Annotated in this window: 23 protein-coding genes and 3 pseudogenes; 14 read left to right on the top strand and 12 right to left on the bottom strand. The window is 70.6% G+C overall.

Annotated elements, in window-relative coordinates; translation table 11 throughout:
• The first annotated feature begins 114 nt into the window (after positions 1-114).
• The gene (hemW, locus tag ABGB18_RS05915; protein WP_347694330.1) at positions 115-1335 is read left to right on the top strand and encodes a radical SAM family heme chaperone HemW; all 1221 of its coding nucleotides are present in this window, start codon (positions 115-117) and stop codon (positions 1333-1335) included.
• On the opposite strand, the gene ABGB18_RS05920 is transcribed toward hemW, so the two are convergent.
• From ABGB18_RS05920 to ABGB18_RS05930, 3 genes are read right to left on the bottom strand one after another with little or no spacing between them, the layout of a single operon-like run.
• Complete coding sequence (locus ABGB18_RS05920) at positions 1332-2126, bottom strand: DUF4870 domain-containing protein (RefSeq protein ID WP_347694331.1); 795 nt, start codon at positions 2124-2126, stop codon at positions 1332-1334. The genes hemW and ABGB18_RS05920 overlap by 4 nt on opposite strands.
• Positions 2123-2929, bottom strand: a complete 807-nt coding sequence (locus ABGB18_RS05925) for a DUF3097 domain-containing protein (protein WP_347694332.1) — start codon at positions 2927-2929, stop codon at positions 2123-2125. The genes ABGB18_RS05920 and ABGB18_RS05925 overlap by 4 nt, the downstream gene beginning before the upstream one ends.
• 17 nt (positions 2930-2946) lie before the next feature.
• Positions 2947-3432, bottom strand: a complete 486-nt coding sequence (locus ABGB18_RS05930) for a hypothetical protein (protein WP_347694333.1) — start codon at positions 3430-3432, stop codon at positions 2947-2949.
• A 499-nt stretch (positions 3433-3931) separates the two neighbouring features.
• On the opposite strand from ABGB18_RS05930, the gene hrcA reads away from it, so the two are divergent.
• From hrcA to ABGB18_RS05945, 3 genes are read left to right on the top strand one after another with little or no spacing between them, the layout of a single operon-like run.
• Positions 3932-4945, top strand: coding sequence for a heat-inducible transcriptional repressor HrcA (gene hrcA / locus ABGB18_RS05935; protein ID WP_347694334.1), 1014 nt, complete (start codon positions 3932-3934; stop codon positions 4943-4945).
• Positions 4946-4956: 11 nt separating this feature from the next.
• The gene (dnaJ, locus tag ABGB18_RS05940) at positions 4957-6096 is read left to right on the top strand and encodes a molecular chaperone DnaJ (RefSeq protein WP_347694335.1); all 1140 of its coding nucleotides are present in this window, start codon (positions 4957-4959) and stop codon (positions 6094-6096) included.
• Between the two features lies 1 nt (position 6097).
• Positions 6098-6823, top strand: coding sequence for a 16S rRNA (uracil(1498)-N(3))-methyltransferase (locus ABGB18_RS05945; RefSeq protein ID WP_347694336.1), 726 nt, complete (start codon positions 6098-6100; stop codon positions 6821-6823).
• A 98-nt stretch (positions 6824-6921) separates the two neighbouring features.
• Here the strand turns inward: ABGB18_RS05945 and ABGB18_RS05950 are convergent, their stop codons facing one another.
• Together ABGB18_RS05950 and ABGB18_RS05955 are read right to left on the bottom strand one after the other, a co-directional pair.
• Complete coding sequence (locus tag ABGB18_RS05950; protein ID WP_347694337.1) at positions 6922-7602, bottom strand: hypothetical protein; 681 nt, start codon at positions 7600-7602, stop codon at positions 6922-6924.
• Positions 7599-8111, bottom strand: a complete 513-nt coding sequence (locus tag ABGB18_RS05955) for a SigE family RNA polymerase sigma factor (protein ID WP_080047132.1) — start codon at positions 8109-8111, stop codon at positions 7599-7601. Before ABGB18_RS05955 ends, ABGB18_RS05950 begins: the two co-directional genes overlap by 4 nt.
• Before the next feature lie 281 nt (positions 8112-8392).
• On the opposite strand from ABGB18_RS05955, the gene ABGB18_RS05960 reads away from it, so the two are divergent.
• The 10 genes and pseudogenes from ABGB18_RS05960 (at position 8393) to era (ending at position 15440) form a co-directional block, all read left to right on the top strand.
• Complete coding sequence (locus tag ABGB18_RS05960; protein WP_347694338.1) at positions 8393-8737, top strand: histidine triad nucleotide-binding protein; 345 nt, start codon at positions 8393-8395, stop codon at positions 8735-8737.
• 119 nt (positions 8738-8856) lie between these two features.
• Positions 8857-9561: pseudogene (locus ABGB18_RS05965) on the top strand (PhoH family protein); the annotation flags it as partial.
• Positions 9562-10128: 567 nt separating this feature from the next.
• Positions 10129-10377: pseudogene (locus tag ABGB18_RS05970) on the top strand (LAGLIDADG family homing endonuclease); the annotation flags it as partial.
• A 261-nt stretch (positions 10378-10638) separates the two neighbouring features.
• Positions 10639-10983: pseudogene (locus ABGB18_RS05975) on the top strand (PhoH family protein); the annotation flags it as partial.
• Entirely contained in the window at positions 10973-11449 is a 477-nt protein-coding gene (gene ybeY, locus ABGB18_RS05980; protein WP_347694339.1) for an rRNA maturation RNase YbeY, read from the top strand. The pseudogene ABGB18_RS05975 and the gene ybeY, both read left to right, overlap by 11 nt.
• A complete protein-coding gene (locus tag ABGB18_RS05985) occupies positions 11446-12741 on the top strand; it encodes a hemolysin family protein (protein WP_347694340.1) in 1296 nt (431 codons plus the stop codon). Before ybeY ends, ABGB18_RS05985 begins: the two co-directional genes overlap by 4 nt.
• A gap of 336 nt (positions 12742-13077) precedes the next feature.
• Positions 13078-13704: a hypothetical protein gene (locus ABGB18_RS05990; RefSeq protein WP_347694341.1), complete on the top strand. Its 627-nt coding sequence runs from the start codon at positions 13078-13080 to the stop codon at positions 13702-13704.
• Positions 13705-13714: 10 nt separating this feature from the next.
• On the top strand, positions 13715-14035 hold the full coding sequence (locus tag ABGB18_RS05995; protein WP_347694342.1) for a cytidine deaminase: 321 nt from the start codon (positions 13715-13717) through the stop codon (positions 14033-14035).
• A gap of 7 nt (positions 14036-14042) precedes the next feature.
• Positions 14043-14513 (top strand): NUDIX domain-containing protein, encoded by a 471-nt coding sequence (locus ABGB18_RS06000; protein WP_347694343.1) that lies wholly within the window; start codon positions 14043-14045, stop codon positions 14511-14513.
• A 9-nt stretch (positions 14514-14522) separates the two neighbouring features.
• A complete protein-coding gene (gene era / locus ABGB18_RS06005; protein WP_347694344.1) occupies positions 14523-15440 on the top strand; it encodes a GTPase Era in 918 nt (305 codons plus the stop codon).
• Between the two features lie 17 nt (positions 15441-15457).
• Here era and ABGB18_RS06010 read toward each other — a convergent pair whose 3' ends face one another.
• The 7 genes from ABGB18_RS06010 to ABGB18_RS06040 are packed head-to-tail and all read right to left on the bottom strand — an operon-like array spanning position 15458 to position 20575.
• The gene (locus ABGB18_RS06010; RefSeq protein WP_347694345.1) at positions 15458-15925 is read right to left on the bottom strand and encodes a hypothetical protein; all 468 of its coding nucleotides are present in this window, start codon (positions 15923-15925) and stop codon (positions 15458-15460) included.
• A gap of 4 nt (positions 15926-15929) precedes the next feature.
• Positions 15930-16685, bottom strand: coding sequence for an urease accessory protein UreD (locus tag ABGB18_RS06015; RefSeq protein ID WP_347694346.1), 756 nt, complete (start codon positions 16683-16685; stop codon positions 15930-15932).
• 44 nt (positions 16686-16729) lie between these two features.
• Positions 16730-17398: an urease accessory protein UreG gene (gene ureG / locus ABGB18_RS06020; RefSeq protein WP_347694347.1), complete on the bottom strand. Its 669-nt coding sequence runs from the start codon at positions 17396-17398 to the stop codon at positions 16730-16732.
• 16 nt (positions 17399-17414) lie between these two features.
• On the bottom strand, positions 17415-18254 hold the full coding sequence (locus tag ABGB18_RS06025; RefSeq protein ID WP_347694348.1) for an urease accessory UreF family protein: 840 nt from the start codon (positions 18252-18254) through the stop codon (positions 17415-17417).
• Complete coding sequence (locus tag ABGB18_RS06030) at positions 18254-19972, bottom strand: urease subunit alpha (protein WP_347694349.1); 1719 nt, start codon at positions 19970-19972, stop codon at positions 18254-18256. The genes ABGB18_RS06025 and ABGB18_RS06030 overlap by 1 nt, the downstream gene beginning before the upstream one ends.
• Positions 19965-20276 (bottom strand): urease subunit beta, encoded by a 312-nt coding sequence (locus ABGB18_RS06035; RefSeq protein WP_347694350.1) that lies wholly within the window; start codon positions 20274-20276, stop codon positions 19965-19967. Before ABGB18_RS06035 ends, ABGB18_RS06030 begins: the two co-directional genes overlap by 8 nt.
• Positions 20273-20575, bottom strand: coding sequence for an urease subunit gamma (locus ABGB18_RS06040; RefSeq protein ID WP_347694351.1), 303 nt, complete (start codon positions 20573-20575; stop codon positions 20273-20275). The genes ABGB18_RS06035 and ABGB18_RS06040 overlap by 4 nt, the downstream gene beginning before the upstream one ends.
• Positions 20576-20602 lie beyond the last annotated feature (27 nt).

The raw sequence follows: 20602 nt of genomic DNA on the forward strand, positions 1-20602 counted from the left end.
ATGCCCGCCATGTACGCCCCCTCCGCCGTGTGGCACCAGTGGATCACAGGAGGCCCGCAGTTGGGACCCCAAGTCTGGATCGGAGCACTGCCGGGGGACGGGCAAACTGGAGACGTGCCATCCACCCTGCCCGACGGCGATCCCGCGCCCACCTCGGGCGAGCTGCCCGACAGCGCGCTGAGCGGCCTCGGCGAGCGCCCGTTCGGCTTCTACGTGCACGTGCCGTTCTGCGTGACCCGCTGCGGCTACTGCGACTTCAACACCTACACCGCCGCCGAGCTGGGCCCCGGCGCCTCACAGCGGGACTACGCGGACACCGTCGTGGCGGAGGTGCGGCTCGCCCGCCGCGTCCTGGGAGAGGCCGACCTGCCGGTGGAGACGGTGTTCTTCGGCGGTGGCACGCCCACCCTGCTGCCGCCCGAGGACCTGGCCAGGATCCTGGCCGCGATCGACTCGGAGTTCGGGCTGCGGCCGGACGCCGAGGTCACCACCGAGGCCAACCCCGAATCCGTCGACCCCGGCTACCTGGAGAAGCTCCGCCAGGGCGGCTTCAACCGGGTCAGCTTCGGCATGCAGAGCGCCCGCGAGCACGTGCTGCGCGTGCTCGACCGCCGGCACACCCCGGGCCGGGCGGCGACGGCCGTACGCGAGGCGAGGGCGGCCGGGTTCGAGCACGTCAACCTGGACCTGATCTACAGCACGCCCGGCGAGTCCGACGACGACTGGCGGGCCTCGCTGGCCGCGGCGATCGAGGCCGGGCCCGACCACGTGTCGGCATACTCGCTGATCGTCGAGGACGGCACCCGGCTGGCCGCCCGGATCAGGCGCGGCGAGCTGCCGGTGCCCGACGACGACGTGGCGGCCGACCGTTACGAGATCGCCGAGGAGATGCTGGCCGAGGCCGGCTTCCACTGGTACGAGGTGTCCAACTGGGCCGTCTCCGAGGCCGCCCGCTGCCGGCACAACCTGCTCTACTGGACCGGCGGCGACTGGTGGGCGGCCGGACCCGGCGCGCACAGCCACGTCGGCGGCACCCGGTGGTGGAACGTCAAGCACCCCGCCGCCTACGCCCAGCGCCTGGCCGCGGGCGCCTCGCCCGCCCACGCCCGCGAGGTGCTCTCCGGCGACGACCGTGCCGCCGAGCGGCTGATGCTGGAGCTGCGGCTGTCGTCCGGCTACCCGCTCGCCGAGGTGGCGCCCGCCGCGCGTACGCCGGTGGCGAGCGCCCTGGCCCGCGGGCTGCTGGAGCCCGGGGCGTTCAGGTCGGGGCTGATGGTGCTCACGCTGCGCGGCCGGCTGCTGGCCGACGCCCTCATCAGGGACCTGCTGGTCTAGGTGATCATGCGGATGGCGAAGGGATAGCGGTAGTTCTGGCCCTTGGTGGTGGCCATCGCGGCCTGGATGTGGAAGATCAGGGACAGGATCCAGATGATCGGGAACAGCAGGAAACCGATGAAGACCACCATCAGGATGGCCGAGACGACGTAGCCGATGAACATCGTCAGCTGGAAGTTGAGCGCCTCCGCCGCCTGGTCCCTGACGTAGGGGGCCTCGTCCTTCTTCATCAGGTAGATGATCAGCGGGCCGATCCAGGAGACGAGCAGGCCCGAGAGGTGGGACAGCATCGCCATCGTGGTGTCGTCCGTGCCGGGGCGGGGGCCGAAGCGGCCGGGGACGTACGGCTCGCCGTGGCCGTAGCCGGGCGGCTGCGGCCCGGGGCCGTACGCGGGCGGCGGCCCGTAACCGGGCTGGCCGTAGCCCGGCTGCCCATAGTTCTGCTGTCCGTACCCAGGCTGGAGGCCCGGTTGTCCGTATCCGGGCTGGGGGCCCGGCTGTCCGTACCCGGGTTGTCCGTATCCGGGCTGGGGGCCTGACTGTCCATACCCGGGCTGGCCCTGACTTGGTGGTTGCTGCCCATAGCCGTACTCCTGGCCATAGCCAGGAGCGGAGCCGGGTTGCTGACCGTAGCCGGGCGCGGAGCCGGGTTGCCGGCCGTAGGGCTGCTGGCCGGAGCCGGGTTGAGGGCCGGAGCCGTGGTTCGGCGGGGGCAGGTCAGCCGGGGTCACCCGGCGGGTACGGTCGTCGTCCTCGTAGCCGTCGGACGGCTGGGGCGGGTCCTGGCTCATGGTGTCTCCGTAACGAAGTCGATCAGTTCCTCGACCCGGCCGAGCAGCTCCGGCTCCAGGTCCGTGTAGGTCGAGACGGCGCCGAGGATCCGCCGCCACGCGTCCGCGGGCTCCATCCGCCAGCCCAGGGCGGCGATCACGCCCTCCTTCCATGGCACCCCGCGCGGCACATCCGGCCAGCCGGGAATGCGCAGCACGGAAGGTTTGACGGCCTGCCAGATGTCGATGTACGGGTGCCCGACCACGAGCACGTCCGGCGAGGTGATCTCGGCGGCGATCCTGCTCTCCTTGGAACCGGGCACGAGATGGTCGACCAGCACCCCCAGGCGGCGCCCCGGCTCCGGGGCGAACTCCGCCACGATGGCGGGCAGATGGTCCACGCCCTCCAGATATTCGACCACGACGCCCTCGACCCGAAGGTCGTGGCCCCAGATCTTCTCCACCAGGGCGGCGTCGTGCACGCCCTCGACGTAGATCCGGCTCTCCTTGGCCACCCGTGCCCGCAGGCCCTCCACGGCGATCGACCCCGATGCGCTGCGCCGGGGTCCCGCGGGCGCCGCCGCCGGGCGTACCAGGGTCACGGGCTTGCCCTCCAGCAGGAAGGCGGCGGGCGCGAGCGGGAACAGGCGGCGGTTGCCGAACCGGTCCTCCAGCGTGACGGCCTCCTTGTCACAGCCCACCACCGCGCCGCAGAAGCCGCTGTCGGCGTCCTCCACGACCAGATCCTGCTCGGCGGGCACTTTCGGGATCTTGCCCTTGCCCGGCCGACGCCAATTCCCCGCCAGTACATCGCCCTCGTACACACGGGGACCGTAGCAAATCACCCGCCGACCGCAAGGCGCTTGCGGGAGCCGTTCCTGCGTACCAGGACGGCGATCGTGCCGCCGATCGCCACGAGCAGTCCGGCGCCCGGGATCAGGACCAGCGCCGCCAGCCCGCCGAAGACGCCGCCCAGGGCGGCGATCGCCTCGGGGCCGATGCCGTAACGCACATTGGCCTGCTCCTGGTTGGCGCACGTGAGCCGGTAGTCGCCCGCGGCGGGCGCGTTGATCACGAGGATCTGCTCCCACACGTTGCCGCCCTCGGTGAGGGTCTGGGTCCCGGTGGTCTTGGCGAGCCTGGCCTGGCCGGGGCCGCCGGAGATCGAGCACTCGTAGGTGACGGGCGTGTCGCTGGCGAGGTAGATCGCGGGCTTGTCCGCCGGGTCGATCGGCACCGTGACGGTCTCTCCGGAGGCGAACGCCCGGATCGGCGCCAGGCCGGTCACGCTGCCGGTGAACATGACCACGCCCACGACCGTGCACACGAGGGCGACACCCCAGACGAGTGCGATCCACCACAGGCGTGGCCTGACGGCTTTGGGGTCGATTCTTGGGGGAAATTGAGGTAGTTGGCCGTATTGTCCGTACTGAGGTTGCGGGCCGTACCGGGCCGGCGGACCGTATGGAGGCGCGTGCTGCGGGCCGAACTGAGGTTGCGGGCCGTGGCCCGGCTGGGACCCCGGTCGGGGGCCGTACCCGGGCTGGGATCCTGGTTGCGGGGCGTCGCCGGGTTCGGGCTGTTGCTGAGGAGGTTGCTGTTGACCGTGGTCGGGTCCCTGTCCGGGCGGCGGGCCGTACGACGGGGTCTGGGAATCGTCGGTCATGTGCGCAAGTGTGAGGCCTGTCGGTTCTGTGAAGCTAGAAGCAGGATGCCGACCTTGTGTTATCGCACCTTGTGAGTGAGAGCCGTACACTTGGCACTCGGGAACACCGAGTGCTAGTCGACTCGTTTTCCCGAAAGGGACAGAGGCTGGAGGTGAGCACGTGCTCGACGATCGGAAGCTGGCGGTGCTCCGCGCCATTGTCGAAGACTACGTGTCCACCAACGAACCGGTGGGCTCCAAGGCGCTCGCCGAGCGTCACAACCTGAAGGTTTCCCCCGCCACCGTCAGAAACGACATGGCCGCGCTGGAGGAGGAGGGTTACATCACCCAGCCGCACACCAGCGCCGGCCGGGTGCCGACCGACAAGGGCTATCGCCTGTTCGTCGACCGGCTCTCGCAGGTCAAGCCGCTGTCGGCGGCCGAGCGCAGGGCCATCGAGACGTTCCTCGCCGGCGCGGTCGACCTCGACGACGTGGTCACCCGCACGGTCCGGCTGCTCGCGCAGCTCACCAGGCAGGTGGCGGTCGTGCAGTATCCGACGCTCACGCGTTCGACGGTCAGGCACGTCGAGCTCGTGCCGCTCAACGACCGGCGGGTCATGCTCGTGCTGATCACCAACACCGGCCGGGTCGAGCAGCGCGTGATCGAGCTGCCCGAGGTGGTGGAGGACACCCGCATCGCCCACCTGCGCGCGGTGCTCAACGCCTGCCTCGACGGCTGCGGCCTCAGCAACGTGCCCGAGCTGGTCGCCGACCTGCCCGAGCGACTGCCCCTCGAAGACCGGCCCGTGGTGGCCACCATCCTGTCGGTGCTGCTGGAGACGCTGGTGGAGCGGCACGACGAGAAGATCGTCTTCGCCGGCGCGGCCAACCTGGCGGGCGCCGACTTCTCCACCGGACTGCGCGACGTGCTCGAGGCACTGGAGGAGCAGGTCGTGCTCATGCGGCTGCTCGGCGAGACTTCCACCGACACCCCGTCAGCGCTCACCGTGCGCATCGGCTCGGAAAACCCCTATCTGCGCGGCACGTCCATCGTCGCGACGGGATACGGTTCTGGCGACAACCAACTGGCCCGGCTGGGCGTACTGGGGCCCACCAGGATGGACTATCCCGTGACGATGGGCGCCGTGCGCGCGGTGGCACGATACGTCAGCCAGATCCTGGCTGCTTCATAAGAGGTCGATAAGTGGCAAACAGTGACTACTACGCCACCCTCGGGGTGCGCCGTGACGCCAGTCAGGACGAGATCAAGAAGGCCTATCGCCGACTCGCCCGCGAGCTGCACCCCGACGTGAACCCCGATCCCGAGACCCAGGAGCGGTTCAAGGAGATCACGCAGGCCTACGAGGTCCTGTCCGACTCCAACAAGCGCCAGATGTACGACCTGGGTGGCGACCCCTTCGGTGGCGCGGGAGCGGCCGCCGGCGCCGGCGGCTTCGGCGCGGGCTTCCCCTTCAGCGACATCATGGACGCCTTCTTCGGCACGGCGGGCGCCAGCCGAGGGCCGCGCTCGCGCGCCCGCAGGGGCCGCAACGCCACCATCCGGGTCGAGCTCGACCTGCGCGAGACGGCGTTCGGCACGACCCGCGAGCTGGTCGTCGACACGGCCGTGCTGTGCGAGGTCTGCCACGGCGCCGGCACCGCGCCCGGCACCCACCCCGACACGTGTGACATGTGCAACGGGCGCGGCGAGATCTCCCAGGTCACCCGCTCGTTCCTGGGCCAGGTCATGACCTCGCGGCCCTGCCCTCAGTGCGGCGGGTTCGGCAGCGTCATCCGCCACCCGTGCCAGGAGTGCTCCGGCGACGGCCGGGTGCGCACCCGCCGCACGATCAAGGTCCGCATCCCCGCGGGCGTCGAGGACGGCACCCACATCCAGCTCGCCGGCGAGGGTGAGGTCGGCCCCGGCGGCGGCCCGCCCGGAGACCTGTTCCTGGAGATCGTCGAGCGGCCCCACGAGATCTTCGAACGGCGCGGCGACGACCTCCACTGCACCGTCCAGCTCCCGATGACGGCCGCCGCGCTCGGCACCGTGCTGGCGGTGGAGACGCTCGACGGCTCCGAGGAGGTGGACGTCCGCCCGGGCACCCAGGCGGGCCAGGTCATCACCATGTACGGGCGGGGCGTCCAGCGGCTCAACGAGTCCGGCCGCGGAGACCTGCTGATCCACGTCAACGTCGAGACCCCGACCCGCCTCGACACCGCGCAGGAGGAGCTGCTGCGCGAGCTGTCCAGGCAGCGGGGCGAGGAGCGGCCGCCGGGCAAGTTCGCCCCGGGGCAGCAGGGTTTCTTCTCCAGGCTGCGCGACGCCTTCAACGGCAGGTGACGTGACCGTACCGGTGTTCCTGAGCCCCGAGCTGGGCGGCACCGAGCTGACGCTCGGCGGCCCCGAGGGGCGGCACGCGGCCTCCGTGCGCCGCCTGCGGGCCGGCGAGCGGGTCGATCTGACCGACGGGGCGGGGACCGTCGCCGAGTGCGTCGTCCGCGAGGTGCTGAAGGACGCGCTCCGGCTCGACGTGCTCGGCCGCTACGAGGTCACGCCGCCCGCGCCCCGGCTGGTCGTGGTCCAGGGGCTGCCCAAGGGCGACCGGGGCGAGCTGGCCGTCGAGATGATGACCGAGGCCGGCGTGGACGTGATCGTGCCCTGGGCGGCCGCGCGCAGCATCACGCAGTGGCGGGGCGACAAGGTCGCCAAGGCGCTGGGCCGGTGGCGGTCCACGGCGCGCGAGGCGGGCAAGCAGGCCCGCAGGTTCCACCTGCCGCAGGTGACGGAGCCCGCCTCCACCGCCCGGGTCGAGGAGCTGCTCGCGGGCGCGGCGCTGGGGCTGGTGCTGCACGAGGAGGCGGCCGAGCCGCTGTCCGGCCGGCCGTTGCCGCCGGGCGGCGACATCGTGGTGGTCGTGGGGCCCGAGGGCGGCGTCTCGGAGGAGGAGCTGACCCGGTTCAAGGCGGCCAAGGCGGTGCCGGTGCTGCTGGGGGACACGGTGCTGCGGACTTCCACGGCGGGGGTGGCGGCGGCGGCCGTGCTGCTCACCCGTACCGGACGCTGGTGAGTCTCTGAGGCCGTGCTTTCCGAGTTCTGAGCCGTCATGCTGCCGGAGCCTTGAGGTCGTGCCTTCTGAGGCTTAGCGGCGGTTTCCCGGCGGGCTCGTCAGGGGGTCGTGCTGGCGATGTCCATGAGCGGGGAGGCCGCGGGGGCGGGCGAGTCGGTCGGGTGCTCAGGCGGGCAGTCGTCGGGTGGGCAGGACGGCGGCTGCGTGGTCGGCTCAAGGGCCGTCGGTGACGACGAGGGCGTGGGTGAGACCCAGTCCGTGGGACAGTCCTCCGGCGGCTCGACCGGCTCGGTCGGCTCGACCATGGGCGTCGGGCACTCGGTGGGTGTGGGTGTGGGCGTGGGTGTGGGCGACGGCGACGGCCTGTTCGTCGACTCCGCCTTCTTGGTGGGCCGCGGCGACTGTGTTCTCGACACCGGCGGGACGCCGACGTGGGACGGCTCGGGCTGCGGGTGCTCCGGCGGCCGCTGCTGGGAACGGGTGGTGGAGGAGTTGGACGGCACCTTGGAGGTCGTCTCGTTGCCGACTCTCGCGGCGTCGGGTGCCTGGTCGATGATCTGGGAACGCAACTCGGGAACGGCCATCACGATCGTTCCCGCCACCAGTACGGCACTGGCCGCGGCCGCCCCCGCCCGCCACCAGAACAGATTGCGGATGCCGCGCCGCTCGATACGGGCACGGATGATCTCCAGTCCGTCCGGCGAGGGCACGACCGTGTCCGCCTCCGCGCGGAGCGCACGGCGCAGTACGTCGCCGTACTCGTCGGGGGGCTGGGTCATGACATTTTCTCCAGGACGGATCGCAAGGCGGCCATACCGCGTGCCGTGTGGCTCTTGACCGCGCCCTTGCTGATGCCCATGGCATGGGCGATCTCGGCTTCGGACAGATCACCGTAGTAACGCAGAACCAGTGCTTCTCTCTGTCGGGTGGGCAGGGCGCGTAACGCCTCGATGACGGCAGAGCGTTCCAGCTCACCGATCGCCCCATTCTCGGCGCTCGGGGCGTCCGGCAGACCCTTGGGAGCGTACTTCTCGACGACCGCGCGGTGACGCAGCACCGAACGGGACCGGTTGACAACGGATTGACGCAGGTAGGCAAGTGCTTTGTCGGGGTCGCGCAATCGCCGCCAGGCGCCGTGGATGGCGACGAACGCATCCTGCACGACTTCCTCAGCGGTCGCTATATCGCGCACCAGCAACACAGCGAGACGCACCAACGACCGGAAATGCGCACTATAGAGCGCAGTCACGGCCATGTCGGCATCCCACCCGACCGGCACCGCCCCCATTGACCTGTCGGCCAGGAGGGTTTCGGTGGTCACATCAGTGGGACGCGCGGCCTTCCCAGAGGGTTTACGCTGTTCCGGTTCTTGAGGTTTCCCCGGTTCCTTAGGGTGCATTACCCAGTCGTGTCCTCGCCAGGTGGCCCTCGCCCGACCCTGAATCGTCTGTTTTTTTGCTGAAGTGTCGCACACTCACCCTAACCGCGTGGATCTTCCCACGCACGACACAGAGGATTACCGATTCGCAACGGACTGCCGATGTCACCGTGGTAGATAGGGTGCCAGTTGTGAGCGACTGTCTCTTCTGCAAAATCGTGGCCAAGGAAGTGCCCGCGGAGGTCGTCTACGAGACCGACAGGGCGCTGGCGTTCCGCGACATCAACCCACAGGCCCCCACCCACGTACTGGTCATTCCCAAGGAGCACCACGCCGACGCCGCCGCGCTGGCCCGGGCCGACCAGGGGCTCGCCGACGCGGTGCTGCTGGCCGCGCACGCCGTGGCCGAGCAGGAAGGCGTGGCCGACGGCGGCTACCGGGTCGTCCTCAACACCGGCCCCGGGGCCGGCCAGACCGTGTTCCACGTGCACGCCCACGTGCTGGGCGGGCGCCCCCTGACCTGGCCGCCCGGCTAGCCGTGCCCGTGCGGGCCGCACGGGTGATATTGGCGCGAGCAATCAGCCTGGTCCCGGCTACGATGGGCTGAGAAGTACACCGAAAGAGACCCGGGAGGCATCAGGCCGCTGGCCTGCCCATGTCCGAACTACACGAATCCCGACGCTCAGCACCTCCCTCGCGCACTCAAGCCAAGGTGCTGATCCCGGACGAATACCCGATGGTCAGCCTCCTGGGCTCCCGTGACGAGCTGCTGCGCGTCATCGAGGGGGCCTTCAGGGCCGACATCCATGTACGGGGCAACGAGATCACCGTCACCGGCTCCCCCGACGAGAGCGGCACCGTGGTGCGCCTGTTCGAGGAACTGGTCGAAGTGCTGCGCAGCGGTGGCGAGCTCACCCCCGACGCGGTCGAGCGCAGCATCGCCATGCTCCGCATGACCTCCGACCGTCCCGCCGAGGTGCTGTCGCTCGACATCCTCTCCTCACGCGGGCGGACCATCCGGCCGAAGACCGTCAACCAGAAGCGCTACGTCGACGCGATCGACAAGCACACGATCGTGTTCGGCATCGGACCGGCGGGCACCGGCAAGACCTACCTCGCGATGGCCAAGGCCGTGCGCGCGCTGCAGGAGAAGCGGGTCAACCGGATCATCCTGACCCGCCCGGCCGTCGAGGCCGGCGAGCGGCTCGGCTTCCTGCCCGGCACCCTCTACGAGAAGATCGACCCCTACCTGCGGCCGCTCTACGACGCGCTGCACGACATGATCGACCCCGACTCCATCCCCAAGCTGATGGCCGCCGGCACCATCGAGGTCGCCCCCCTCGCCTATATGCGTGGTAGAGCCCTCCCAAATGGGACAGGTGTGCTCACACCGGACGGGTTCCGCTCCATCGGAGAGTTGGAAGTCGGTGACCTCGTCATCGGGTCCAACGGCGAGCCGACTCCTGTGCTCGGGGTTTATCCGCAGGGCGAAAAGAAGATCTACCGGCTCTACAGCCAGGACGGCGCCTCGGTGCTCGCCTCCGAAGACCATCTCTGGGCTGTGCGCACTCGCGACGACGCCAATCGGGGAAAGCCGTGGCGGGTGCTGGAGACGAAGGAGATGATCGGTGACCTGCGGACGGCGCACTACCGCAAGTGGGAGTTGCCGCTGCTGAGCGCGCCGGTCCGCTTCCCGGAGCAGGCGGTCCCCATGGATCCCTATGCGCTCGGCCTGCTCTTGGGCGACGGCTGCGTCACCGGGACGACCACACCGAGTTTCGCCACCAACGACCCGGAGCTCGTCGAGGCGCTTGAGCGTTCTCTCCCTGGCGTGCGGGCGAGGTGGAGAGGCGGGCCCGACTATGTGCTCAACCGGGTGAGACAGCCCGGTGACAGCATGACGATCGCCAATCCGATCACTGACGTCATGCGGCGGCTGCAGCTTTCCGGGTGCGGATCGCACACGAAATTCGTTCCCGAGGTCTATCTCCGCAATACGCCGGAGGTGAGACTCGCGGTGCTGCAGGGTCTGCTCGACGCCGACGGGGGTCCTGTCGCCCAGCAGGACCGCACATGCAGGATCCAGTTCGCCACGGTGTCGCCACGGCTTCGTGACGATGTCGTCTTCCTGGTCCAGTCCCTCGGCGGTGTGGTCTACTGGCGCACGCGTCCGGCGGGAGGGCGTAAGCCGGGCCTGGCGAGGGGGAGGCAGGTCCGCCACCGCCATGACGCACATGTTCTCGACATCCGGCTGCCGGAGGGCATCGAGCCGTTCCGGTTGTCGCGGAAGGCGGAGATCTACAAGGCGTACGGGGGCGGTCGTCCCATGCGCTTCGTGGACCGCATCGAGTCGCGTGGCACGGCGGAGTGTGTCTGCATCCAGGTGGCGGCGGAGGACTCGCTCTATGTCACCGAGGACTTCCTGCTGACGCACAACACGCTCAATGACGCTTTCATCATCCTCGACGAGGCGCAAAACTCCTCGGCCGAGCAGATGAAGATGTTCCTGACCAGGCTCGGGTTCAACTCCAAGATCGTGGTGACCGGTGACGTGACGCAGGTCGACCTGCCTGCGGGGACGCTGAGCGGGTTGCGGGTGGTGCAGGAGATTCTCGACGGCATTCCCGACATTCACTTCGCGCGCCTGTCCAGTGCCGATGTGGTGCGGCACAAGCTGGTCAGCGACATCGTCGACGCCTACGGGCGCTACGACGCGCTGCAGGAGCCCAAGCGTCTCCAGCAGCAACGGGGGAAACGACGGGTGAGCGAACATGAGCATTGAGATCAACAACGAGTCGGGGGTCGGGGTCGACGAGGAGCGGCTCGGCGCGCTGGCGGCTCATGTGCTCCGTGAGATGGGCATCAATCCGCTGGCCGAGCTGTCCGTCGTCGTGGTCGACGAGGACGCCATGGCCGAGTTGCACGAGAAGTGGATGGGCGAGCCGGGCCCGACCGACGTGCTGGCGTTCCCGATGGACGAGTTGCGTCCGGGCGGGGGCGCGCGCGGCGACGCGGAGAGCCCGGCCGATCCGGCGCTGCTCGGTGACGTCGTGCTCTGCCCGCAGGTGGCCGCCAGGCAGGCGGAGGAGGCGGGGCACAGCGCCACGGACGAGTTGGAGTTGCTGTGCACGCACGGCATCCTCCACCTGCTCGGCTACGACCATGCCGAGCCCGAGGAGCACAAGGAGATGTTCGGACTACAGGCCCGGCTCCTGGAGTCGTGGCAGGGGGTGCGCGACCCGCGGTGAACGCCTGGTTGCTGCTGGCCATCGTCCTCGTGATCATCGGTGGCCTGATCGCCGGGGCGGAGACGGCACTGACGCGCATCTCCAGGGTGCGCGCCGAGGAATACGTGCGCGACTCCAGGCGGGGGGCGGCGCGGCTGCGGGCCATCGTGACCGATCCGCCCCGCTACCTCAACCTGCTGTTGCTGCTCAGGCTGAGCTGCGAGCTGGTGGCCACGGTGATCGCGACGCTGCTGTTCATCGACCTGCTCAACGACCAGGGCTGGGCCTATGTGTGGGCGGCCGTCGTGATGATCGTGATCAGCTATGTCGTGGTCGGGGTCATGCCGCGTACGCTGGGCCGTCAGCACGCCGAGCCGGTGGCGCTGGCCAGCGCCCCGATCGTCTACGGCCTGACCCGGATCTTCGGCCCGCTGCCCAAGCTGCTCATCCTGCTGGGCAACGCCCTGACGCCTGGCAAGGGGTTCCGCGACGGGCCGTTCACCTCTGAGGCCGAGTTGCGTGACCTGGTCGACCTGGCCGAGGAGCGCAGGGTCATCGAGCCAGACGAGCGCGAGATGATCCATTCGGTCTTCGAGCTGGGTGACACACTGGTGCGCGAGGTCATGGTGCCGCGCACCGACATGGTCTACATCGAGCGGGGCAAGACCATCAGCCAGGCCCTGTCCCTGGCGCTGCGCAGCGGGTTCTCCCGCATTCCGGTGGTGGGCGAGAACGAGGACGACGTCATCGGCATCGCCTACCTCAAGGACATCGCCCGCAAGATCCATGAGACGGGGGAGGGCGGCGGCAAGGAGACGGTCGAGTCGATCATGCGTTCGGCGGCTTACGTGCCGGAGAGCAAGCCCATCGACCAGCTCATGCGTGAGATGCAGGCGCGCCAGATCCACATGGCCATCGTCATCGACGAATATGGCGGCACCGCCGGCCTGGTCACCATCGAGGACGTGCTGGAGGAGATCGTCGGCGAGATCACCGACGAATACGACCAGGAGGCGCCGCGGGTGGAGTCCATGCCGGACGGCGCCCTGCGGGTGACGGCCCGGATGCCGGTGGACGAGCTGGCCGAGTTGTTCCACGCGGAGATCGAGGTGGACGACGTGGAGACCGTGGGCGGGCTGCTGGCCCACGCGCTCGGGCGGGTGCCGATCGCGGGTTCGCACGCGGAGGTGGCCGGGCTCACACTCACCGCGGAGAGCCTGGCGGGGCGCCGCAACCGCATCAGCACCGTGGTGGTCCGCCGGATCATTCCGCCCGAGGACGAAGTCGTGCCGGCGGCCGCCGAACGCGAGTGAACCGCCGGGCGGTCGCTTGCGGGTGGATCGTTGGGTGGACAAATGAGGCAGGTGCCCGCAAGCGTTCTACAAGCGATCTGCAACCCGGGTCCGGCACTCTCTAATCACGACATCCAGTGCGGTGGGTGTCACAAAGGAGCGACCGAAGGCCGGGTGGGGTTCGCGGCGGACGGTCGCTCCTGGGGGGAACGAACAGCGTCCCGGCCGGGGCGTTGGTCGGCGTAAAGGGTGTTCTCGTCCGGATAACCGGGTGAGAGCACCCTTTTTGCGTATTGGTGGGAACCTCGGTGGATTTCCACATTCGTCGGCGGGGGAGGCTGCGATCCAGGGGGGATCATGAATCGCGAGATCATCGCCTGCGGGATGCTGGCCTGCGCCCTGACCGGATGTGGTGGCGGGGAGACGGCGAGCGTGCTCGACGCGCACGCCACGGCTCAGTTGCGCGCCGTGCTGAGCAGGGAGCCCCGGCTGCCCGACGGTTTCACGGTCAGGCCGGATCAGGCGTGGCGGGTGCCGTTCGGGCAGGCGGACCGCAACTGCCGGGCCATGCTGGAGCCGGCCGGCGGCCAGGCGCCCGGCCGGGAGCTCACCGCCCAGGCGGCGGTCACCTACCGCGGCGATGGGCTGGGGGAGCAGGCCGGGGTGGGGCTGGCACGCTACGCGGGCGACGCGGCCGAGGACCGGCTCGACGACCTGGCCGAGGCGCTGGAGTCGTGCCGGATGGTACGCGGCCCGGACGGCACCGACCTGCGGCCCCAGGAGCTGGAGATCGAGGGCACCTGGGACGAGGCGGTGGCCGCGCGGCTGCAGGGCCGGCTGAACGGCTACCCGTACACCATGGACGTCGTGCTGTCCCGGGTGGACGACACCCTGGTGTCCGTGGTGCACACGGGCATGGACGCCGTGGATACCGGCCGCACCCGCGACGTGGTCGAGGCGGTCATTTCGATGGCCACCGCTTAACCTATGAGCCGTGACGACACTCGATCCTGAAGACAGCAAGATCATCACTCTGGCCCGGTCGACCCGGGCCCGCAACGGCTCCGCGGAGGGGGCCGCTGTCCGCGACGAGACCGGACGCACATATGCGGCCGCGAACGTCGCGCTGGAGTCGCTGACCCTGTCGGCGGTGCAGGTGGCGGTGGCCATGGCGGTCTCCAGCGGGGCGCGCTCCCTGGAGGGCGTGGCACTGGTGACCGAGGGCGAGCCGAGCCCCGCCGACACGGCCGTGGCCGCGGAGCTGGGCGTCAAGACGCTGCTCGTGGCCGGCCCCGACGGCACCTTGCGGGGCTGACATGCCGATGTCGCCGTTTCTGGCGAAATTGCGGGAGAAGGTCGGTTCTGAGCTGATCATGCTGCCGTCCGTGTCGGGGTTCGTGTTCGACGGGGACGGCCGGGTCCTGATGGCCTCGCACGGTGACGTGCACCGCTGGGCGGCCCCCGGCGGCGGCGTGGACCCGGACGAGCGGCCCGAGGACGCCGTGGTCAGGGAGCTGCAGGAGGAGCTCGGCATCGACGTCGAGGTACGCGGCCTGATCGGCGTCTACGGCGGCCCCGCCTTCCGCACGGTCTACCCGAACGGTCACCAGGTGGGCTACGTCATCGCGGCCTACGGTTGCGTGATCGTCGCGGGCGAACCGAAGCCGGACGGCGTGGAGATCAACGACTATCGATGGGTGTCGGAGGAGGAGCTCGCGGGCCTGCGTACGACGGCGTGGACGCCGCTGGTGGCGCCCCAGGCGTTCGCGTGGTGGCGTGCCCATGCCGGTTGATGGGCCAGAATGCAGTATGTGACTTCGCCAGACAGCCATCGCGCCGGATTCGCCTGCTTCGTGGGAAGGCCGAACGTCGGCAAGTCCACGCTGATGAACGCTTTGGTCGGCACGAAGGTGGCGATCACCTCCTCCAAGCCGCAGACGACCAGACGCGCCATCAGGGGCATCGTGCACCGGCCCGACGCCCAGCTCGTCATCGTGGACACGCCGGGGCTGCACCGCCCGCGCACGCTGCTCGGCGAGCGGCTCGACAGCCTGGTGCTGTCCACGCTGACCGAGGTGGACGTGATCGGTTTCTGCGTGCCCGCCAACGAGCCGATCGGCAAGGGCGACCGGTTCATCGCCGACAAGCTGTCGGCGGTCAAGAAGACCCCCGTCGTCGCGGTCGTGACCAAGTGCGACCTGGCGAGCAGGGAGCAGATCGCGGCGCAGTTGCTCGCGGTTTCCGAGGTGGCGGAGTTCGCGGCGGTGGTGCCGGTGTCCGCGCAGTCGGGTGAGCAGCTCGACGTGCTGGCCGACATACTGATCCGGCACCTGCCGGAGTCGCCGCCGCTCTATGAGGACGGGCAGCTCACCGACGAGCCCGAGCAGGTGCTGGTGGGTGAGCTGATCCGGGAGGCGGCGCTGGAGGGCGTCCGCGACGAGCTCCCGCACTCGATCGCCGTGGTCGTGGACGAGATGCTGCCCCGGGAGGGGCGCGACGACCTGCTGGACATCTACGCGCACATGTTCGTGGAGCGGCCCTCACAGAAGGCGATCGTCATCGGGCACAAGGGAGGGCGGCTGCGTGAGGTGGGCACCAAGGCCCGCCAGCAGATCGAGGCGCTGCTGGGCACCCGCGTCTACCTGGACCTGCGCATCAGCGTGGCCAAGGACTGGCAGCGCGACCCCAAGCAGCTTCGCCGCCTGGGCTTCTACGACTGATCGGCCCCGCCGCCCTTCTAGCGTCTGAAGAGGGCCAGGAGCGAGAGCACGACCACCGCCAGCGCGCTGGCCAGCGCGGCGAACCAGCCGAACCTGATCACCGGCTCGATCGACAGCAGATCGCCCAGGTGGAAGGAGACCCGGTCGCCCAGACCGCTGCCACTGCTGACGAACATCACCAGCGCCGGCACCGCCAGCGCCCCGGGAAGGACGGCCAGGGCGGCGATCCTCGGGCGGGTGAGCGCGCCTGCCAGGCCGCACGCCAGCGCCGCCAGCCCGGCCACCAGCGTGTAGACGCCGAGGGTGTCGTCGATGCCGCGCACGTCGTCGGCCACCCCGCCGCCGAGCAGCTCGCTCCTGGCCTCCATGCCGGCCCACGGCAGGACCGCGCAGCACACCAGGAGCGCTCCGGCGACGACCACGGCCAGCGCGTAGCCGCGGCGGGCGCGCGGCCTGGCGGGCGTGGACTGGAGGTAATCGGCCACACGATCACTGTAAGCCGGGGGAGGGCCTCCCACCACCGTACGCAACGGTGTCGTCACCATCGACGGCGGCGCGCTCGCCCCATTCGAGGCGCGAGCGCAACCCGACCGCGTCGGCGGCCAGGGCGGACACCAGCGTGCCGGGGCCGGCCAGCGGCAGCACGGCGACCCCGTCGGCCACCCGTGGCTCCTTGGTGACGGCCGTCAGGAACGTGGTGCCGACGCAGCGGGCCGTCCCGTAGACGGCGGGGGAGGTGTCCAGCGCCGGGTCGCCGACGGTGAACTCCTGTCTGAGCAGCGGCAGGCCGTCGAGGGTGGCGTCGAAGCGGGCGTGGCAGCGGCCCGCGCTCTCGCCGTACCGGCCGAGGACGATCTCCTCCCGCCACAGCACGTTCGCGTCCGGTTCCAGCGTGAGGCGTACCAGGAGGCGGTGCTCGCACCCGGTGGCGAGCACCGTCGGCTCCGGGGTGAAGCGCAGTGTGGCGCCCGTGCCCACCCGGGCGGTGATCAGCAGCTCCGACTCGCCGTCACCGGGCAGGACGAGTGTGCTCGCGACCGAGCCCAGCTCCAGCGTCGTACGCGGGGCGACGTCCACCTCCAGCGCCAGCCGGTCGCCGCCGAGCGGGCCCGCCGCCGTGGAGACGAGGTGCACGGTGTACGGGCCCGTCTGGCGCAACGTCAGCGGGGGCGCCGAGGCCAGGCGCCGGACGACGGTACGGCCGCCGGATGACAGGGCGGTCGCCACGGCGGCACGGGCCCGCATCGCCCGGCGTGATGCCGGGGCCGGTGGTGTGGAGGGCGCGGGCATCAGGAGACGGGGGCAGGGTGGGACCAGGCCGACACCTCGCCGGAGACCCAGGTGGCGACCGTGGTGGCCGTGGGGTCCCGCCTGATCGAGGTGAACATGACCGGCCTGTCGCCGCGCACGGCCGCCGCGTCCCTGGCCATCACGTCCAGGTCGGCGCCGACCATGGCGGCGAGGTCGGTCTTGTTGATGACCAGGAGGTCGGCCGTGGTGACGCCGGGGCCACCCTTGCGCGGCACCTTGTCGCCGCCCGACACGTCCAGCACGAAGATCTGCCGGTCGGCCAGGCCCCGGCTGAACGTGGCCGTCAGGTTGTCACCGCCGCTCTCCACGATCACCAGGTCCAGCGGGCCGAAGCGGTGTTCCAGGGTCTCCACGGCGTCGAGGTTCGCGGCGATGTCGTCGCGGATGGCGGTGTGCGGGCAGCAGCCGGTCTCGACGGCGAGGATGCGCTCCTGGTCGAGCACGCCCGCCCGGCGCAGGAAGTCGGCGTCCTCGGTGGTGTAGATGTCGTTGGTCACCACGCCGAGCGACAACGACCGGCCCAGCGTCCGGCACAGGGCCGCCACCAGGGCCGTCTTGCCGCTGCCGACCGGGCCGCCCACTCCGAGCCGCAGCGCCCGGTCGCGGCCGTCGGGGGCGTGGTGATGGTCCTCGTGGTTGGCGCCCATGTCGCGTGTGTCCTTCCTATGAGACGAACAGCCTGACGTCGGCCGTGGCGTGCCGCTCGGCCAGCAGGTCCAGCGCCGGCGCCGAGTAGGCGGGCAACACCGCCCAGCACGAGCCCTGGCCGCAGTCCTGGTGTGCCGGGCAGGACGTTTGGTGTGTGGTGCGGCGGCTCGCCTGGGCGGTCACCGCGGCGAGGTCGGGAGCGAGGGACGCCAGGAGGCCGTGGACGGCGACCGGGTCCAGGCCCAGGAGCCGGACCGCCGCCGTGGCCGGGCCGCTGACCGCGTGGTAGGCCGCCGCCAGGGCGGCCTCCTCCGGGGTGGCGCCCGCCGCGTGTGCCGCCGCGCCGAGCGCGATCGGGTGGTGCGGGTTGGGTGAATCGGCCGCCAGCCCGTCCAGCACCGGCGACGGCCACACGCGGCGGGCCACCCGCAGCAGCAACCGGCCCTGCGTCCTGGAGACGTCCCGCTGGGCGGGACTGGCGGTCCTGGCATCCACCTCGGCATCCAGCAGCCCCCATCCCGAGGCACCGGAGGGCTCTCCCGAGTCCGGCGCTTCAGGTGGCTCGGCGCTGAGCGTCTCCCGGATGGGTGGCGGTTCGGTGGCGGGGGTCGAGCGCGCCGGTGTGGCGGTGGTGGCGGCCTGAGCGAGGGTGGCCGTGGCGGCGTGGGTGCAGGCGGCGGCCGTGAGGGCGGCTGTGACCGTGCCCGTGGTGTGCAGGCGGCCCCTCAGGAAGGCCGCCAACGTGGGGACGTCGTGGACGGCTCCCGAGGCGATGGCCTGTTCGGTGCCGCCGGAGTGGGCGTGGCCGCCGGCCGGGAGGCGGGAGTCGGTGAGGAGCAGCAGGGCCGGGTGCATCAGAACAGGAAGTAACGCTGGGCCATGGGCAGGCTGGTGGCGGGGGCGGGCTCGATGAGGTCGCCGTCGATGCGGACCTCGAACGTGTCGGGTGCCACCTCGATCCGGGGTGTCGCGTCGTTGAGGGGCATCGTGGACTTCCCGCGTTCGCGTACGTCCTGCACCACGGCCAGCCGGCGGCGTACGGCGAGCCGGTCGGCGAGACCGGACTCCAGCGCCAGGGGAGAGACGAAGTGCAGGGAGGTGGCCGCGGCGGTGACCGGCGTGGCGCCGAACATGGGACGGGGGAGCACCGGCTGGGGCGTGGGGATGGAGGCGTTGGCGTCGCCCATCTGGGCCCAGGCCACCACGCCGCCCTTGAGCACGAGGTCCGGCTTGACCCCGAAGAAGGCCGGGTCCCACAGGACGAGGTCGGCGAGCTTGCCGTGCTCGACGGAGCCGATCTCGGCATCCAGCCCATGGGCGATAGCCGGACATATCGTATATTTCGCGATATATCGCTGGGCGCGCAGGTTATCCGCGGGCCCGTCCCCCAGCACCCCCCGCCGCGCCTTCATGACGTGCGCCGTCTGCCACGTACGGATGATCGTCTCGCCGATCCGCCCCATCGCCTGCGAGTCCGACCCGATGATCGAGATCGCCCCCAGGTCGTGCAGCACGTCCTCGGCGGCCATCGTGGCGGGCCTGATGCGGGACTCGGCGAAGGCCAGGTCCTCGGGGATCGACGGGTTGAGGTGGTGGCAGACCATCAGCATGTCGAGGTGCTCGTCGAGCGTGTTGACGGTGTGCGGCCGGGTCGGGTTGGTGGAGGAGGGCAGGACGTTGGGGTAGGAGGCCACCCGGATGATGTCCGGCGCGTGCCCGCCACCCGCCCCTTCCGTGTGATAGGCGTGGATCGTCCGGTCCCCGATGGCCTTCAGCGTCGACTCGAGAAACCCGGCCTCGTTCAGCGTGTCGGTGTGGATGGTGACCTGCACCCCGGACGTTTCGGCCACGCTCAGGCAGGCGTCGATGGCGGCCGGCGTGGTCCCCCAGTCCTCGTGCAGCTTGAACCCCGAGGCCCCGGCCCGCAACTGCTCCAGCAGCCCGTCGGCGCTGACGGTGTTGCCCTTGCCGAGCAGCGCGAAGTTCAGCGGGTACGCGTCCAGCGACTCCAGCATCCGGCCCAGATACCAGGCCCCGGTGACGGTCGTGGCCTTGGTGCCCTCGACCGGCCCGGTGCCGCCCCCCACGATCGTGGTGACGCCGGACCCGATGGCCTCCTCCAGCAGTTGCGGGCAGATGAGGTGGACGTGGGAGTCGACGCCCCCGGCGGTGAGGATCTTGCCGTTGCCCGCGAGCACCTCCGTGGACGGGCCGATGACCACGTCCACGCCGTCCATGGTGTCGGGGTTGCCGGCCTTGCCGACGGCCTGGATGCGGCCGTCGCGGACGCCGACGTCGGCCTTGACCACCCCCCAGTGGTCGAGGATCACCGCGCCGGTGATGACCAGGTCGGCCGCGCCCTCCGCGCGGGTGGTCCTGGCCTGCCCCATGGACTCGCGTATCACCTTGCCGCCGCCGAACACCGCCTCGTCGCCGGGCCCCGCCGCCCCCATCGACCGGTCCTCGGTGACCTCCACGAACAGGTCGGTGTCGGCCAGCCGGATCCGGTCGCCGACGGTGGGCCCGTAGAGCGCCGCGTATCGGGCGCGCGAGATCCGAGCTCCGTCATACATCGAGCGGCCCCGCCCACTCCGGCCGCAGGCCCGGCACCACCCGGTGACCCGCGATCGGCACCAGGGTCACGTCCCGTTCGACGCCCGGCTCGAACCTGACCGCCGTCCCGGCCGGCACGTCCAGCCGCATCCCCCAGGCCGCCTTCCGGTCGAACTCCAGCCCCGGGTTGACAGCCGCGAAGTGGTAGTGCGACCCCACCTGCACCGGCCGGTCGGCCGTGTTGACCACCCGCACCGTCACCCGCTCGCGCCCGGGGTTGAGCGCCAGGGTGCCCTCGGGGTGCAGGTATTCGCCGGGGATCACGGGATCGGCCTGTGCACGGTGACCAGCTTGGTGCCGTCCGGGAACGTGGCCTCGATCTGCACGGTGTCCAGCATCTCCGGCACTCCCTCCATGACGTCCTCCCGGCCGAGCACGGACCGGCCGGCCTCCATCAACTCGGCCACGGTGCGCCCGTCCCTGGCTCCCTCCATCAGGAACGACGCGATGACGGCGGTGGCCTCGGGGTGGTTGAGCCGCAAGCCCCTGGCCCGCCGCTCGCGCGCCACCCCGGCGGCGACGTGGATGAGCAGCCGCTCCTGCTCGTGTGAGGTAAGCCGCATGGCCGGACCATAGGAACCGGCCGTTTC

The organism is Nonomuraea sp. B12E4, from assembly GCF_039871825.1.
Taxonomy (GTDB): domain Bacteria; phylum Actinomycetota; class Actinomycetes; order Streptosporangiales; family Streptosporangiaceae; genus Nonomuraea.